This window comes from Streptomyces sp. bgisy130 (assembly GCF_057708345.1).
The window spans coordinates 106799-123489 of the sequence record NZ_JBYISA010000002.1 but is presented as its reverse complement, the minus strand read 5'-3'; the positions used below and the strand labels follow the sequence as shown (position 1 = coordinate 123489).

The window sequence follows — 16691 nt, the reverse complement described above, 5'->3', positions numbered from 1 at the left end:
AGCCGATGACCACATCCATGACAGCCCGCAACCGCCACGCACGCGGCGGGCCGGCCGACGGCGCGTACACCAGGGTTCCGCGCTGGACCCGCGTCCCGGTGCCGGGTACCGCCGAGCACACGACGGTCCTCCCGGAGCGGCTGCCGGCCGCGCTGCGCCGGCTGGCCGACCGGCTGCGGATGCCGCTGAGTTCGGTGCTGCTGGCCGCGCACGCCAAGGTGCTCGCCGTGCTGTCCGGCGACCAGGAGGTCACCACCGGCTACCTCGCCGAGCGGGGCGGCACGGTGCTGCCGTGCCGGCTGACGACCGCGGCCGGCGCATGGCGGACCCTCCTGCTGGACACCCGCCGGGCCGAGGTGGAGCTGCTGCGGCGCCGGGGCCTCCCGGCCGCCGGATCCGGGCCGGCACCGGCACCGGCACCGGCACCAGCACCAGCCGAGGAGTCCCCGGAGACCGTGTTCGACCTGCCCGGTGCGGACGGCGGTCCGGTCGGCGGCACCGTGCTGTGGGTCGCCCTCGTACGCCACGACGGCCGGGAGGTGCTGCGACTGCGGTACCGGACCGATGTCCTGGACGCGGACTGCGCCGCCCGGATCGGCGGCTACTACCGTACGGCGCTCACGCTGCTCGCCGCCGATCCGGACGCCGAGCACCGGCGGCAGTCCCTGCTCTCCGCCGAGGAACTCCGGTGTCAGCTCGAAGGACTGGCCGGGCCGAGCCGGCCGCTGCCGGACCGCCGGTTCCACGAGTTGTTCCAGCAGCGGGTGCGCGAGCACCCGGACGCCGTCGCCGCCGTGCACGGGCGCCGGCGGTGGACGTACCGCGAACTCAACGTCCGTGCCAACCGGTTGGCGCACGCCCTGCTGGCCCGCGGGCTGGGCCGGGAAGATGTCGTCGCGGTGGTCACCGAACGCAACCTGGAGTGGCTGGCCGCGGTCATCGCGATCTTCAAGGCCGGCGGGGTGTACCTGCCGGTGGAGCCGCACTTTCCGCCCGGCCGGATCGCGCTGATGCTCTCCCGCGCCGGCTGCCGGCAGGTGCTGACCGAACCCGGCAGCACCGCCGGCCTGGACCGGGCCCTCACCTCGCTGCCCGGGGTCCGGACCCTCTTCATCGACGCCGTCTGCGCGGCGAGCCCCGCGGACAGCGACCCCGAAGTCCGGGTCGGCCCCGACCAGTTGGCGTACATCTACTTCACCTCGGGCTCCACCGGTGAGCCCAAGGGCGCGATGTGTGAGCACCTGGGCATGCTCAACCACCTCTACGCCAAGATCGACGACCTGGCGATCGACGAGCGGCAGGTGGTCGCCCAGACCGCGCCCCAGTGCTTCGACATCTCCCTGTGGCAGCTGCTCTCGGCGCTGCTGGTCGGCGGTCGGACCCTGCTGGTCGAGCAGGCCGCCGTGCTGGACGTGGGACGTTTCCTCGACACGGTGGGCGGCGGACGGGCCACGGTGCTCCAAGTGGTCCCGTCGTACCTCGATGTCGTGCTGTCCGCCCTCGCACAGCGGCCCGGCGCACTGCCGGACCTGCGGTGTGTGTCGGTCACCGGGGAGGCGCTGAAGAAGGAGCTGGTGCAGCGCTGGTTCGCGGCCCGGCCCGGGATCCGGCTGGTCAACGCCTACGGGCTGACCGAGACCTCGGACGACACCCACCACGAGGTGATGGACGGGGTGCCGGACACCGAGCGGGTGCCGCTCGGACGCCCCGTCAACAATGTGCGGGTGTACGTCGTGGACGAACACCTGGCGCCGGTGCCGCTCGGCGCCCCCGGAGAGATCGTCTTCTCCGGGGTCTGCGTGGGGCGTGGGTACATCAACGATCCTGAGCGCACCCGGCTGGCCTTTGTGCCGGATCCGCACCATCCGGGGCGGCGGCTGTTCCGGGCGGGTGACCATGGGCGCTGGCTCCCGGACGGGAAGCTGGAGTTCCTCGGCCGCCGGGACAGCCAGGTGAAGATCCGTGGTTTCCGTATCGAGATGGGTGAGATCGAGAACGCCCTGCTCCGGGTGCCCGGAGTCGGTGACGGCACGGTCGTGGTCACCCAGCGGGCGGGACACGGCAAACGTCTGGTGGCCTTCTACTCCGGCCGGCACGCGCTGGAGGCCGATGTCCTGCGGGGCCGGCTGGGCGAGTTGCTGCCGGAGTACATGGTTCCGTCGGTCTTCCTCTGGCGGGAGAGTCTGCCGGTGACCGCCAACGGCAAGATCGACAAGAAGGCGCTGGAGGCGCTCGCCGGCGGCCTCGACACGGTCGAGGACGACTACCACGCACCGCGTACGCCGACCGAACGGCGGCTGGCCGCGGCCTGGGCCGAGGTGCTCGGCATTCCGCAGGACCGGATAGGCCGGCACGACAACTTCTTCGACTGCGGCGGCACTTCGCTGTCCGCCGTGGCCCTCGCGGTCTCCCTGGGCCGTGCGGTCTCCGTCAAGGACCTCACCCGGCATCCGGTCCTCGCCGATCTCGCCCGGCAGGTCGATGACTCGGCCGGACGACCACAGCCCCACCCGAACGACGCCGCACCGGCCGTGCGGTGCGACACCGCACGGCCGGCTGCGTCCCGAGCCGCCACGGAGAGGAGAACCACCATGGTGTCGTCACTCTCGATCTCCCTGCCCGAACTGGAACGGGAACCGGGCACACCTCCGATGCTGCGGGTCCGGACCACCGACAGCCCGGCGCACTGGGCGGCCGAGCGGCGGGACGCCCTGCGCGCCGTCGTCGCCGAGCACGGTGCGGTGCTGATCCGGGGCCTGGGGATGCGCGACCCCGACGGGGTCGGCGCCGTGCGCCACGCCCTGGGCGTCGCTCCGCTGGCCGAACGGGAGTCCTTCGCCGTCCGGGAGACCTACGCCGAGGGCGTCTACTCCTCGTCGAAGTGGCCGCCGAACCAGCCGATGTGCATGCACCACGAGCTGAGTTACACCCTGGAGTTCCCCGGGCTGATGCTGTTCGCGTGCCTGGGCGCCCCCACCACCGGCGGGGCCACCGGGGTGGCCGACTCGGCGGCCGTGCTGGACGCGCTGCCACCGGCCCTGACCGAGCGGTTCGAGCGGGAGGGCTGGCTGCTGACCCGCAGCTACCACCCCGAGATCGGGGCCACGCTGGAGCAGGCGTTCGGCACCGGGGACCGGGACGCCGTCGAGCGCTACTGCCGCGCCCACGCCCTCGACTTCGCCTGGCAGCCCGACGGGGGTCTGCGCACCACCCAGCACCGCAGTGCCGTGCTGCACCACCCCGTCAGCGGCCGCCGCTGCTGGTTCAACCAGATCGCGTTCCTCAACGAGTGGACGATGGCGACCGAAGTGCGGGAGTACCTGATCGATGAGTACGGCCCCGACGGGCTGCCGTTCAACACCCGCTACGGCAACGGCGATCCCCTCGCCGAGGACGTCGTGCGGCTGCTCAACGAGATCTACGACGCCCACACCGCCCGCCGGCCGTGGGAGGCCGGTGACCTGCTGCTCGTCGACAACGTCCGCAGCGCGCACAGCCGGGACGCCTTCGAGGGGCCGCGGGACGTGGTGGTGGCCCTGGCCGACCCCGTGCGCCTGGCCGACTGCGCACCAACCGTTGAGGTGAACTGACCCATGACCACCGTCCGTCCCACCCCGTCCGGGTCCGCACCCCCCGGTCCGCCGCCCACGCCGTCCTTCGCGGTGATCTCCGGTGCCCAGGTGCAGCAGGCGCTGGAGGGCCGCGAGAAGGAGATCGTGGATGTGGTCGAGGCCACCTACCGCCTGCACGGTGCCGGTGAGTCGGTGAACCCGCCCTCGTCCTTCCTGCACCTCCCCGACCGCCCGTCGTCCCGGATCATCGCGCTGCCCGCCTCCATCGGCGGGGAGACCCGGGTGGACGGCCTGAAGTGGATCTCCAGCTTCCCGCCGAACGTGGCCGCCGGAATCCCCCGGGCCTCGGCCGTACTGATCCTCAACGACCATGACACCGGCTACCCGTTCGCCTGCCTGGAGAGCTCGATCATCAGCGCGACCAGGACCGCCGCGTCGGCGGCGTCGGCGGCCGACCGGCTCAGCCGCGGGCGCCGCCGCCCGACCCGCGTCGGATTCTTCGGCGCGGGCCTGATCGCCCGCTACATCCATACGTTCCTGGAGGGGACCGGCTGGTCGTTCGACGAGATCGGCGTGCACGACCTGTCCGCGGAGAGCGCGGCCGGCTTCCGCCTGTACCTGGAGCAGCGCCGTACCACCGGGCGGGTCACCGTGCACCACAGCGCGGAGGAGCTGATCCGCGCCAGCGATCTGGTGGTCTTCGCCACCGTCGCCCCACAGCCCCATGTCCACGAGGTCTCGTGGTTCGGCCACCACCCGGTGGTGGTGCATGTGTCGCTGCGCGACCTCGCCCCGCAGATCCTGCTGACCGCCACCAATATCGTCGATGACATCGAGCACTGTCTGCGCGCCGCCACCTCCCCGCATCTGACCGAACAGCTCACCGGCAACCGGGAGTTCCTGCACGGCACGCTGGACGACGTGCTGGCCGGCCGGATCGCGGTGCCCGCGGACCGGACCGCCGTCTTCTCCCCCTTCGGCCTCGGGGTGCTCGATCTCGCCGTCGGCAAGTACGTCTACGACGAGGTGGTCCGGTCCGGGGAACTGCGGGTCGTCGACGGCTTCTTCCACGAACTGCGCCGGTACGGCTGAGCGGCCACGGCCGGACGGACCGTCCCACCGTGCGCTGCCGCAATTGAGGAGACCAACGTGCCAGTCATCACCGCGCCCTACGCGTTCAACGAGGAGGATCTCTATGTCGACCTCCGGTCGATCGTCGGGCACTCTCTCTTCCTCAAATGCGAGGGCTTCAACTTCGCCGGCTCGATCAAGCTGAAGGCCGCGGCCGAGATGGTGGAGTCCGCCGAACGGGCCGGAGACCTGCGTCCGGAGACGGTCCTGGTCGAGTCCTCGTCCGGCAACCTCGGCGTGGCGCTCAGCATGATCGCGGCGAGCAAGGGCTACCGCTTCCTGTGTGTGACGGACTCCCGCTGCAACCTGGCCACCCGGCTGATGATGGAGGCTCTGGGCAGCCAGGTGCATGTGGTCGCCGACCAGGAGTCCAACGGCGGCTTCCTCGGCGCCCGGCTCGCCTACATCCGCAATCTGTGCGCCTCCGACGACCGCTGTCTGTGGCTCAGCCAGTACACCAACCCGAGCAACTGGAAGGCGCACTACCGCAGGACGGCGCCGGCCATCGCCCGCGCCTTCCCGCGGCTGGACCTGCTGTTCGTCGGCGCCGGCACCACCGGCACCCTGATGGGCTGCGCCCGGTACTTCCGGGAGTGGCACCGGCCGGTGCGGATCATCGCCGTGGACAGTGTCGGCTCGGTGACCTTCGGCGGCACCGCGGGGCACCGGATGATCCCCGGCCTGGGCATGAGCGTCCAGCCGCCGCTGCTCGACGAGTCCTATGTGGACGACGTGGTACGGGTCGCGGAGGCGGACACCATCCGCACCTGTCACCGGCTGGCGAAACGCGGCTTCGTGTTCGGCGGCTCGACCGGCACCGTGGTCAGCGGCGCGACGGACTGGCTCACCCGGCACCACGCACAGGACCGCACGGCGGTAGCCATCGCCCCGGACCTCGGCGAGCGCTACCTGGACACCGTCTACCACGACAACTGGGTGCAGGATCTGTACGGCGAGGACGTCCTCGACCCCGACCCGCCGGTCAACGCCGATAGTGAGCCGGTCAGCCGCCCCCGCCCGCCAGGCGGTCGGTGACCCACTGGTGGAAGGCGCCGATGTGATGCTCGCTGGGCACCAGCACCCCGCCGTCGCGGTAGGCGCGGGAGCTCATGGCCGGCTGGGTGCGCTCGCAGGCGTCGAAGTCCTGGGCGTTGACGCGGTGGAAGAGTTCGACGGACTTGGAGACATCGGCGCCGGAGTCAACGATCTCGGGCAGGTACAGCCAGTCGCATTCGACCACGGTGCGGTCGGGGGCCATCGGGAACGTCCGGTGGACGATGACATGGTCGGGGACGAGGTTGACGAAGACCTGCGGGCGGACGGTGATGGCGTAGTAGCGGCGGTCCTGGGTGTCCTCGATGCCGGGGAGCCGGCCGAAGCCGTCGGTGCCGTCCACGGTGAATCCGGTGGCCTCGTCGGCGAAGGCCGCGCCGTGCCCGACGTAGTACTGGGCGGCGAAGCCGTCGGCGAACTCCGGGAGCACCTCGGTGAGTTCGGGGTGGATGGTGGCGCAGTGGTAGCACTCCATGAAGTTCTCGATGATGAGCTTCCAGTTGGCGCGCACGTCATAGGTGAGGCGCTTGCCGAGGGCGAGCCCTTCGGTGCGGTAGCGGTCGAGGGAGGCGGCGTCACCCAGCCGTTCGACGGCCGCGCCGATCACGGTGTCCTCGAAGGACGGCGGCTCGTCGGCCAGGCACACCCAGGCGTAGCCGAGCCACTCACGGAGCGGCACGGTGACCAGTCCGCGTTCGCTGCGGTCGACGTCCGGCATCTTCTGAAGGTTGGGGGCGGCCACCAGGCGGCCGTCGAGGTCGTAGGTCCAGGCGTGATAAGGACACTGGAGGTTGCGGCGGACCTCGCCGGACTCCTCGGTGCACAGCTGCGCGCCGCGGTGCCGGCAGATGTTGAGGAAGGCGCGCAGCGCACCGGCGCGGTTGCGGGTGATCAGTACGCTCTCCCGGCCGATCCGGACGGTGCGGAAGGCGCCGGGCTTCTCCAGGTCGGCGCTGCGGACCGCACAGAACCACAGCCGCTCGAAGATCATCTCCTGCTCCTGGCGGAAGATCCCGGGGTCGGTGTAGTGGTGTCCGGCGAGGGTGGCGATCAGGCTCGGGGCGGCAGCGGTCGCGGGCATGGTGGCCGCCGGCGAGGACTCGGTGGGCGTGGTCGTCATGGAGGCTCTCCTCAAACGGCCGCGGCGGCGGGCCGGCGGGGGTCGAACAGCTCGATGGGGTGCGCGGTGGCTCCGGTCAGCGCGAGATCGGCGACGATCTCGCCGACCACCGGGACGAACTTGAAGCCGTGCCCGGAGAAGCCGCAGGCGACGGTCACCGTCTCCGGGTGCGCGGGGTGCCGGGTGATCACGAAGTGTTCGTCGGGGGTGTTGGAGTACATACAGGTGGCGGCCTTGAGGAAGCGGCCGGGGAGGGTGGGCAGGCGCGGGGCGAGCTGCTCGGCCATGGCGCGTACCTCATGGTCGTGCACGGTGCGTTCGATGGTCTCCGGGGTGCAGACGGTGCCCTTGCGGAAGAACGCGACCTTGGCGCCGGCGTCGGGGCCGTCGATCGACGGGAAGCCATAAATCTGGACGCCCCGGTCGTCCTCCCAGATGTAGATCGGGTGCCGGTCGGGGACGAAGGGCGCGGTGCCGCCGCGCGGGGCGAACCAGTACATGACCTGTCGCTCGATGGTGAACGGCACGCCCAGGTCGGTGAGCAGCTGGGGCGCCCAGGCCCCGGGGCAGATCACCAACTGGCCTGCGGTGTAGGTGTTTTCGGGGGTGTGGACGCGGACCCCGGCGCCGCCGGGCAGCTCTTCCCAGCGGGTGACCGGCTCCTCGAAGTGCAGCTCGGCGCCGTCCTGGCCGGCGAGCTGGACATGCGCGGCGACGGTGTACTCCGGCCGCACCAGACCCGCCCGTGCCTCGTACAGCGCGACCTCGTCCTCGGCGGGGGTCAGGGTCGGGAAGCGGCGGCGGATCTCCCCGGGTTCGAGCATCTCGTGCGGGAGGTCCCACTGGCGGGCGGATTCCAGGCTGCCGCGGACGGTCCGGCTGTCGGGTCGGCCCAGCATCACCCCGCCGCAGAGGGTGGCGATCTCCCGGCCGCTGTCCCGCTCCAGCTTCTCGTACAGCTCGTACGAGCGCAGCAGCAGCGGTACGTAGGCGGGGTCCTCGAAGTAGGACTGGCGGGTGATCCGGGAACCGCCGTGGCTGGAGCCGCGGTTGTGCACCGGACCGAACTTCTCCAGGCCCAGGACCCGGGCGCCCCGGGCGGCGAGATGGTGGGCGGCGGCGCTGCCCATTCCGCCGAGGCCGAGAACGATGACGTCGTAAGTGGGAGCCATGCGGTTGCTCCTTCTGCGTACGGAGGGCGAGCGGATCACCGGCACCGCGGGCGGGGCCGGGGCTACCTGCGGATCCGCTCCATCTGCGGGTCGAAGAGGGGCTCTTGGGCGACGGTGGCAGGGATCTTCTCGCCGAAGTACTCGATGTGTACGGCGGTGCCGGGGACCGCCGCGGTGGCCGGCAGCCAGGCGTAGGCGATCCCGCGGCCGAGGGTGTAACCGTAGGCGGCGGAGGTGACATAGCCGGCCGGGGTGCCGTCCACCCAGACGGGTTCCTTGCCGAGGACGACGGCCGCGGGGTCGTCGAGGGTGAGGCAGCTGAGCCTGCGGGACTCGGTGTCCTCGCTCCGGCCCGCCAGCGCCGCCCGGCCGACGAAGTCGCCCTTGGCGGGGCGGACCGCGAAGCCGACCCCGGCCTCGTAGGGGTTGTGTTCGGTGGTCATGTCGTGGCCCCAGGCGCGGTACCCCTTCTCCAGGCGGAGGCTGTTGAAGGCGCTGCGCCCGGCGGCGATCACCCCGTGCTCCTGGCCGGCCTCCCAGAGCGTGTCCCACAGGCGCAGGCCCAGATCGGCGGTGGTGTACAGCTCCCAGCCCAGTTCGCCGACGTAGCTGAGGCGCATGGCGGTGACCGGGACATGGCCGAGGCAGGTCTGCCTGGCCCGGAAGTAGCCGAAGTTCTGGTGCGAGAAGTCGTCGCGGGTCAGGGGCTGGACCAGGGCGCGGGCGAGCGGGCCCCAGACGCCGATGCAGCAGGTGCCGGAGGTGCTGTCGCGGACCTGGACTCCCCCACTCTCGGCTTCGCTCGAGCGGGAGGGGCCCCCATCGTCGGGGGCGTGCCGCAGCAGCCAGTCGAGGTCGGCCGGGCTGTTGGCGCCGACCTGGAAGCGGTCCGGGGCGAGCCGGGTGACGGTGAGGTCGGAGCGGATGCCGCCGGTCTCGTCCAGGAGCAGGGTGTAGGTGACCGCGCCGGGCTTCTTCGCGAGGTTGTTGCTGGTCATGCGCTGGAGGAAGGCGAGGGCGCCGGGACCGGTGACCTCCAGTCTGCGCAGCGGGGTCATGTCGTAGAGGGCGACTTTTTCCCGGGTGGCCCGGGCCTCGGCAGCGGCGATCGGCGACCAGTAGCGGGCCGACCAGGCGTCGCGCTCGGGGAGTTGGAGCCCTTCGGTGAGCGGGGCGTTGGCCTCGTACCAGTGCGGGCGCTCCCAGCCGCCGCCCTCCAGGAAGTACGCGCCGAGCTCCTGCTGCCGTGGGTAGAAGGGGCTGGTGCGCAGTGGCCGCGGCGCTTCCATGGGCTGAAGCGGATGGATGACGTCATAGACCTCGATGAAGTTCTGGGCGCCGCGGTCGGCGATGTAGGCGGGCGAGCGCTGGGCGTCCTCGAAGCGGTAGAGGTCGCACTCATGGATGTCGGTGGCGGGCCGGCCGTCCGTCATCCACTCGGCGACGGCCTTGGCGACGCCCGCGGAGTGGGTGACCCAGACCGCCTCGGCCAGCCAGAATCCGCGCAGTTCGCGGGATTCGCCGAGCACCGGCATACCGTCGGGGGTGAAGGAGAAGACGCCGTTGAAGCCCTCGGCCACCCGGGACGAGCCCAGTGCGGGCAGCAGTCCGACGCTGTCCTGCCAGCTCGGCGCGAAGTCCTCGGCGGTGAAGGGCAGCGAGGACGGCATGACGGGAGAGTCGTCGAAGGCGGCGACGGTGAAGGGGTCGACGGGCATCGGGCGGTGGGCGTAGGAGCCGATGCCGATCCGGTCGGTGTGTTCGCGGAAGTAGAGGTCGCGGTCCTGGAAGCGCAGGATCGGCTTGCTCGCCTCCTCCCGTGGGTCGTTGACGCCGGCGAGTTCGGGCAGCGGTGCGGTGGTGGCGTACTGGTGGGCCAGCGGGAGGAGCGGTACGTCCACCCCGGCCATCGCGCCGATCACCGGGCCCCAGAAGCCGGCGGCGGAGACGACATGGTCGGCGGGGAAGGTGCCGCGGTCGGTGGTGACGCCGGTGACCCGGCCGTCCGCCCGCTCGATCCCGGTGACGGTGTGCCGGTCCAGGAAGCGGGCGCCGCGCTGCTCGGCGCGGGTGATCTGGGCGCGGCAGGCAAGCACGGCCCGGGCCAGCCCGTCGTCGGGGGTGTGGAAACCGCCGTACAGCGTGGCCTCGTCCAGCATCGGCCACAGCCGCTTGCACTGCTGCGGGCCGATCAGTTCACCACGGACGCCCCAGGAGGCCGCGAGTCCGGCCTTGCGGTGCAGATCGGCCCAGCGCGCCTCGGTGGTGGCGATCTCCAGACCGCCGACCGGGTTGAAGCAGGACAGCCGGTCCACATCGAGGGAGCGGAACTTCTGGACGGTGTAGGCGGCGAACTCGGTCAGGGTCTTGGACTGCCCGGTCTGGAAGACCAGGCCGGGAGCGTGCGAGGTGGAGCCGCCGGGGGCCGGCAGCGGGCCCTGTTCGAGGACGGTGACATCGGTCCAGCCGCGGGCGGTCAGCTCATCGGCGAGGGAGCAGCCGACGATGCCGGCACCGATGACAACCACACGGGAACTGGGGGCGGGCGTACGGGACATGTCCCTCCTCCTGCTGGTCGGGGTGGTCCACTGGGGTGACTGTGACGCCGTTACAGGAGCACGACGGAGCGCAGTACCCGGCCGTCGCGCATCTTGTCGAACGCGGACTCCACCTCGTCCAGGCCGATCGTCTCGGTGACAAATCCGTCGAGGTCGAGCCGTCCGCTGAGGTAGCGGTCGATGAGCACGGGGAAATCGCGGCTGGGCAGGCAGTCGCCGTACCAGGAGGATTTCAGGGCGCCGCCGCGCGAGAAGAGGTCGATGAGCGGCAGTTCGAGGCGCATATCGGGGTCGGGGACGCCGACCTGGACCAGGGTGCCGGCCAGATCCCGCATATAGAAGCCCTGTCGGTAGGTCTCGGGGCGGCCCACCGCGTCGATCACCACATCGGCACCGTGGCCGCCGGTCAGTCCGCGGACCGCCTCGACGGGGTCCGTGCCATGGGAGTTGACGGTGTGGGTGGCGCCGAAGCGGAGGGCGCCGTCCAGCTTCTGGTCGTCGATGTCGACCGCGATGATCCGGCGCGCGCCGGCGATCGAGGCCCCGGCGATCGCCGCGTTGCCGACCCCGCCGCAGCCGATGACCGCGACGGTGTCCCCGGACCCGACCCCGCCGGTGTGCACCGCCGCCCCGTAACCGGCCATCACTCCGCAGCCGATGAGACCGGCCGCTTCGGGACGGGCGTGCGGGTCGACCTTGACCGCCTGCCCGGCGGCGACCAGCGTCTTCTCGGCGAAGGCGCCGATGCCGAGCGCGGGGGCGAGCGGGGTGCCGTCCAACAGGGTCATCGGCTGGGTGGCGTTGCGGGAGTCGAAGCAGTACCAGGGCCGGCCGCGGCGGCATGAGCGGCAGCTGCCGCAGGGCGCCCGCCAGGCGAGGACGACATAGTCACCCGGCGCGAGATCGGTGACGCCGGGGCCGACGGACTCGATGACCCCGGCCGCCTCATGGCCGAGGAGGAAGGGGAATTGGTCGTTGATCGCCCCCTCCCGGTAGTGCAGGTCGGTGTGGCAGACCCCGCAGGCCTGCACGGCGACGAGCACTTCTCCCGGGCCGGGGTCCGGTACCAGAATCGTCTGCGGCTCGACCGGTGCGCCTTGTTTCGCCGCGACGACGGCATGGACGTGGTGTGGCATGCCCTACCCCTCCGTGTTGCGCACTGCACGACTGGTTGCGCGATGAGAGACATAGTGGGAACGCCGGATCGGCACCGTCAAGAGGTACGGGCCACCTCTTGGCAATGGACCTCTCGCGCACCCGGACACGAAGGCGGGGCCGGAACGTCCGCCCCGGCCCCGCCTTCACCACCCGCACCCGTCATCGCCTCAACAGGCGTACCCCATCCGCCGCGACAGCTCCTCGGCCGCGGAGACGGTGGCCTTGACGACCTCGGGCAGCCGCTCCTCGGCCAGCCGGTAGGCGGGCACCGAGACACTGATCGCCCCGATCACCGAGCCGTCCGGCGCCCGCACCGGCGCCGCGACCGCCCGCAGCCCGAGCTCCAGCTCCTCGATCGCCACCGCGAAACCCTTCTCGACCACGTCGGCGAGCTCACGGCGCAGCGCGGCCGCCGAGGTGACCGTCCGCTCGGTGAGCCGCGGCAACTTGCGCGCCAGCACGGCCTCCTGGACCGCTCTGGGCTGGTACGCGAGCAGCGCCTTGCCACTGGAGGTGGCGTGCAGCGGCGTACGCCGGCCGAGCCAGTTCTGCGCGGTGACCGAGGCCGGGCCGCGCGCCTGGGTGACGTTGACCGCCGCGTCGCCCTCCAGCACCGCGATATTGACCGTCTCCCCCAGCTCCGCAGCCAGCTGCCGGCAGACCGGCGCGCCTTCCTGGGAGATGTCCAGCCGTACGGCCGCCGCACCGGCCAGCCGCAGCACCCCGGCCCCGAGGTAGTACTTGCCGCGCTCCTGCTCCTGTCCGACCAGCCCGCGGTTCTCCAGCACGCCCAGCAGCCGGAAAGCGGTCGACTTGTGGACGCCCAACTCCTCGGCGACCTCGGTCACACCGGCCTCGCCGTGCCGGGCCAGGATCTCCAGCACGGTCACCGCCCGGTCGACCGACTGCACACCGCCCGGCTGCTTCGGCGGCCTGGCCTCCGCCCGCCCCTCCACGCTGTCCGTCATCTGTTGGATCTCACCACCTGGCACCCCGGCCGCGGGCCGGGATTCGAAGGGTCGGCATTTCCGGGGACCGCTTGACGCATCCGCTCCCCGGCTGGATTCTGTTGCGCATGGCGCCTCATCGTGCGCAAAGCGAAACTCGATGATACCGAACAGTAACAGGGGGGTCCTGTGATTCCTGTCTGCCCGCTCGCCGACCTGCCCACCGGCGAGTCCGTACGCATCGACACCGCACCTCCGATCGCCGTCTTCCATGCCGACGGGCAGCTGTACGCCATCGACGACACCTGCACCCACCAGGACGCCTCCCTCTCGGACGGCTGGCTGGAGGGATGCCTGGTCGAATGCCCGCTGCACGCCGCCTCGTTCGACCTGCGCACCGGAGCGGCGACCTGCCTGCCCGCCCGCCGGCCCGTGCGCACCCACCCCGTGACCGTCGAGAACGGCATGATCTACGTCCACCACGCCGCCGAGGAGGGCACCGCCGCATGAAGTCGGTCGCTGTCATCGGGGCCTCGCTGGCGGGCCTCTACGCCGCGCGGGCCCTGCGCGCCCAGGGATTCGACGGCCGGCTGGTGATCGTCGGGGAGGAACACCACCGCCCCTACGACCGCCCGCCGCTGTCCAAGGGCTTCCTCACCGGGGCCACCGCTGACCAGGGCCAACTGGCCCTGGCCGACGCCGAGGAGATCGCCGAACTGGACGCCGAATGGCTCCTCGGCACCCGCGCCACCGGGCTCGACACCCATGGGCGCGCGGTACTCCTCGACGAAGGCCGGTCCCTGACCACCGACGGTGTGGTGATCGCCACCGGCGCCGCCCCGCGTCGCCTCCCCGGCCCGGCCCCCGCCGGAACCCACACCCTGCGCACCCTTGAGGACGCCCAGGCGCTGCGCGCGGAGCTGACCCGCGGCCCGGTCCGGGTCGTGGTGATAGGCGGGGGCTTCATCGGCGCCGAGGTCGCCTCGTCCTGCGCCGCGCTCGGCCATGACGTCACCGTGGTCGAAGCCGCTCCACTCCCCCTCGTCCCCCAACTCGGCGGCGCGATGGCCGAGATCTGCGCCGCCCTCCACGCGGACCACGGCGTCGCCCTGCGCACCGGAACCGGTGTCGCCCGCCTGCACGACGGTGGCGCCGGTAACCGGGTCACCGCGGTCGAGCTGGCCGACGGCCGGCTGCTCCCCGCCGACGTGGTCGTCGTCGGCATCGGGGTACGCCCCCACACCGGCTGGCTCGAAGGCTCCGGACTCCCCCTCGACGACGGGGTGTGCTGCGACGCGGGCGGGGTCACTCCGCAGGCCCGCATCGTGGCGGTCGGCGATGTCGCCAGGGCGGACGGCACCCGCGCCGAACACTGGACCAGCGCCACCGAACAGGCCGCGGTCGCCGTCCAGAACCTGCTGGCCGGCCGCACCGTCGCGACCCACCGGAGCCTGCCGTACTTCTGGTCCGACCAGTACGGCGTGCGCATCCAGTTCGCCGGCCGCAGACTGCCCACCGACACCCCGCGGATCGTCGAGGGCTCGCCCGACGACCGCAGCTTCCTCGCCTGCTACGAACGCGACGGGCGAACCACCGCCGTCCTGGCCCTCAACCGCCCCCGCCCCTTCATGCGCCTCCGCCGCGAACTCGCCCGCGCCACCCAGCCGGTCAGCACCTGACCCCGGCCGGCGGTGCGACGCGGCAGCGGGCGGCTGCGGGTGACGGTGGCGGTCCGATGGCTGCGGCGCGGCGGCGACCGCGGGGCGGCAACTGTGGCGCAGCAGACAGTACAGAGCGGATGACGGCAGCGCTGTGGTGTGTTCGGAACAGCGGAACGTCTGCCGGCCGGCGGCGTTCCGCGCCCGCGTTCTCTTCCAAGGAGACCCACACGTGACTGCCAGCGCCGCCGCCACCCGCGCGGCCCAGACGCTCTCCCGTCCCTTCACCCTGGGCGGCCGCACCGTGCCCAACCGGATCGCCATGGCGCCGATGACCCGCGAGTTCTCGCCGGGCGGTGTCCCGGGCGCCGATGTCGCGGACTATTACGCACGCCGCGCCGCCGGCGGCGTCGGCCTGATCATCACGGAGGGGACCTACGTCCGGCACCCCGCCGCCGGAACCAGCGACGCCGTCCCCCGCTTCCACGGCGCGGACGCACTCGACGGCTGGAGCCGGGTCGTGGCAGCGGTGCATGCGGCGGGCGGGACGATCATGCCGCAGCTGTGGCACGTCGGCATGGCCCGTAAAGCGGGCGCACCGCCGTTCCCCGACGCCCCGCCGTCCGGCCCGTCCGGCCTCGCCCTCGACGGCACCCCGTCCGGGCACGCCATGACACAGCGGGACCTGGACGAGGTCATCGCGGCGTTCGCCGAGGCGGCGGCCGCGGCCGAGCGGCTCGGCTTCGACGGGGTCGAACTGCACGGTGCGCACGGCTACTTGATCGACCAGTTCCTGTGGTCGGGCACCAACCGGCGGACCGATGCCTACGGCGGCAGCCGCACCGCCCGTACCCGTTTCGCCGCCGAGATCGTGGCGGCCTGCCGGGCCGCGGTCTCGCCCGACTTCCCGGTCCTCTTCCGGATGTCCCAGTGGAAGATGGGCAACTATGAGGCCCGTCTGGCCGAGACGCCGGACGAACTCCAGGAGATCGTGGCGCCGCTGACGGACGCCGGAGTCACCGCGTTCCACTGCTCGACGCGCCGTTACTGGCTGCCCGAATACGAGGGCTCGGACCTCAATCTCGCGGGATGGGTCAAGACGCTCTCCGGCCGGCCGACCCTCACCGTGGGCTCCGTCGGTCTCGACAACGAGTTCCTCGGGACGTTCCAGGGCGAACAGGCCGGGGTCTCCGACATCGACCGGCTGCTGGACCGGCTGGAGCGGGACGAGTTCGACCTCGTCGCCATCGGGCGGGCGCTGCTCGGCGACCCGGAGTGGGCCGCCAAGATCTTCGAGGGCCGCACCGACGCCCTGGTGCCGTTCGACGCCTCGATGCTGCGAACGCTGCACTGACACTGCACTGACACCGGACGCACCGGGCGCGGCCGATCCGCGCCGCGCCCGTGCGTCACCGTCCGCACCGCTCCACCGGGCGGCTTCGCGGCCCCGCTGCCCCGCGGACTCGATGCAGCGGTTCGGGCCGGCGGCCGGAGATCACCACCTGGTGCCCGGCCGCATACGCACCGCGCCGGCGGTCAGACCGCGTTCAGCTGGGCGGCCGCGGCGTCGACGGTCTGGGTGAGCAGGGTGGCGATGGTCATCGGGCCGACGCCGCCGGGGACCGGGGTGAGCAGGGCGGCGCGGGTGCGTGCCGCGTCGAAGTCCACATCCCCGACGTTGCCCGGGTTGGAGCCGGCGTCCATCACGACGGCGCCGGGCTTGATGTGCGCACCGCCCAGGAACCGGGGCCGGCCGACGGCCGCGATCAGCACATCGGCCTCCTTGGTGAGCGATGCCAGGTCGGTGGTGCGGGAGTGGCAGTAGGTGACGGTGGCATTGCGGCCGAGCAGCAGCATCCCCACGGGCTTGCCGAGGATCGCGCTGCGGCCGACCACGACGGCATGCTTGCCGGCCAGGTCGACGTCATAGTGATCCAGCAGCCGCAGGATGCCGCCGGGCGTGCAGGAGGCGAAGCCGTCCAGGCCGAAACTCATCGCGGCGAAGGAGTGGCAGGTCACGCCGTCGACATCCTTCTCCGGGGCGATCGCCTCGAACGCGGCGCGCTCGTCGATGTGCGGGCCGGCCGGGTGCTGCAACAGGATGCCGTGCACCGAGGGGTCGTTCGACAGCGCGGTGATCGTCTCAACCAGCTCCGCGGTCGTGGTGGCGGCGGGCAGCGCGACATGCCGGGAGCGGATCCCGGCTGGGATCGCCCAGGCGCGCGGCACCGGCCGTGGATGGCCGAGCCGCTCCCCGGTGGTACTCCACCCAAACGCCAGTCACGGCTCGGCGCCCACTGTAATCGACGTCAGGATCGAGCG

Annotated in this window: 12 protein-coding genes and 1 riboswitch; of the genes, 6 read left to right on the top strand and 6 right to left on the bottom strand. The window is 71.9% G+C overall.

Annotated elements, in window-relative coordinates; all coding sequences use genetic code 11:
- Positions 1-5: 5 nt before the first annotated feature.
- Genes AC3EUV_RS03290 through sbnA form a run of 3 tightly spaced genes read left to right on the top strand, consistent with a single transcriptional unit; the run spans position 6 to position 5738 of the window.
- Positions 6-3590, top strand: a complete 3585-nt coding sequence (locus AC3EUV_RS03290; RefSeq protein ID WP_435602109.1) for a non-ribosomal peptide synthetase — start codon at positions 6-8, stop codon at positions 3588-3590.
- A gap of 3 nt (positions 3591-3593) precedes the next feature.
- The gene (gene sbnB, locus AC3EUV_RS03285) at positions 3594-4664 is read left to right on the top strand and encodes a 2,3-diaminopropionate biosynthesis protein SbnB (RefSeq protein WP_432142674.1); all 1071 of its coding nucleotides are present in this window, start codon (positions 3594-3596) and stop codon (positions 4662-4664) included.
- A gap of 57 nt (positions 4665-4721) precedes the next feature.
- Positions 4722-5738 (top strand): 2,3-diaminopropionate biosynthesis protein SbnA, encoded by a 1017-nt coding sequence (gene sbnA / locus AC3EUV_RS03280; RefSeq protein WP_432142673.1) that lies wholly within the window; start codon positions 4722-4724, stop codon positions 5736-5738.
- Here the strand turns inward: sbnA and AC3EUV_RS03275 are convergent.
- The 5 genes from AC3EUV_RS03275 to AC3EUV_RS03255 form a co-directional block, all read right to left on the bottom strand.
- Entirely contained in the window at positions 5707-6876 is a 1170-nt protein-coding gene (locus AC3EUV_RS03275; RefSeq protein WP_432142672.1) for an aromatic ring-hydroxylating oxygenase subunit alpha, read from the bottom strand. The two genes, sbnA and AC3EUV_RS03275, sit on opposite strands and share 32 nt — an antisense overlap.
- Before the next feature lie 11 nt (positions 6877-6887).
- Positions 6888-8048: an N-methyl-L-tryptophan oxidase gene (solA, locus tag AC3EUV_RS03270; protein WP_432142671.1), complete on the bottom strand. Its 1161-nt coding sequence runs from the start codon at positions 8046-8048 to the stop codon at positions 6888-6890.
- Between the two features lie 62 nt (positions 8049-8110).
- Positions 8111-10606: a GcvT family protein gene (locus tag AC3EUV_RS03265; RefSeq protein WP_435602108.1), complete on the bottom strand. Its 2496-nt coding sequence runs from the start codon at positions 10604-10606 to the stop codon at positions 8111-8113.
- A 50-nt stretch (positions 10607-10656) separates the two neighbouring features.
- Positions 10657-11742 (bottom strand): S-(hydroxymethyl)mycothiol dehydrogenase, encoded by a 1086-nt coding sequence (locus AC3EUV_RS03260; RefSeq protein WP_432142669.1) that lies wholly within the window; start codon positions 11740-11742, stop codon positions 10657-10659.
- Positions 11743-11931: 189 nt separating this feature from the next.
- Positions 11932-12732 (bottom strand): IclR family transcriptional regulator, encoded by an 801-nt coding sequence (locus AC3EUV_RS03255; RefSeq protein WP_432142668.1) that lies wholly within the window; start codon positions 12730-12732, stop codon positions 11932-11934.
- A 168-nt stretch (positions 12733-12900) separates the two neighbouring features.
- Between AC3EUV_RS03255 and AC3EUV_RS03250 the strand changes: the two genes are divergently transcribed.
- The 3 genes from AC3EUV_RS03250 (at position 12901) to AC3EUV_RS03240 (ending at position 15723) form a co-directional block, all read left to right on the top strand.
- Positions 12901-13221, top strand: a complete 321-nt coding sequence (locus tag AC3EUV_RS03250; RefSeq protein WP_432142667.1) for a bifunctional 3-phenylpropionate/cinnamic acid dioxygenase ferredoxin subunit — start codon at positions 12901-12903, stop codon at positions 13219-13221.
- A complete protein-coding gene (locus tag AC3EUV_RS03245) occupies positions 13218-14390 on the top strand; it encodes an NAD(P)/FAD-dependent oxidoreductase (protein WP_432142666.1) in 1173 nt (390 codons plus the stop codon). The genes AC3EUV_RS03250 and AC3EUV_RS03245 overlap by 4 nt, the downstream gene beginning before the upstream one ends.
- Positions 14391-14601: 211 nt before the next feature.
- Entirely contained in the window at positions 14602-15723 is a 1122-nt protein-coding gene (locus AC3EUV_RS03240) for an NADH:flavin oxidoreductase (protein WP_432142665.1), read from the top strand.
- Between the two features lie 182 nt (positions 15724-15905).
- On the opposite strand, the gene AC3EUV_RS03235 is transcribed toward AC3EUV_RS03240, so the two are convergent.
- On the bottom strand, positions 15906-16598 hold the full coding sequence (locus tag AC3EUV_RS03235) for a bifunctional 5,10-methylenetetrahydrofolate dehydrogenase/5,10-methenyltetrahydrofolate cyclohydrolase (RefSeq protein ID WP_435602107.1): 693 nt from the start codon (positions 16596-16598) through the stop codon (positions 15906-15908).
- A riboswitch (ZMP/ZTP riboswitch) is annotated at positions 16575-16663 on the bottom strand. (Overlaps the previous gene by 24 nt.)
- Positions 16664-16691: the final 28 nt, after the last annotated feature.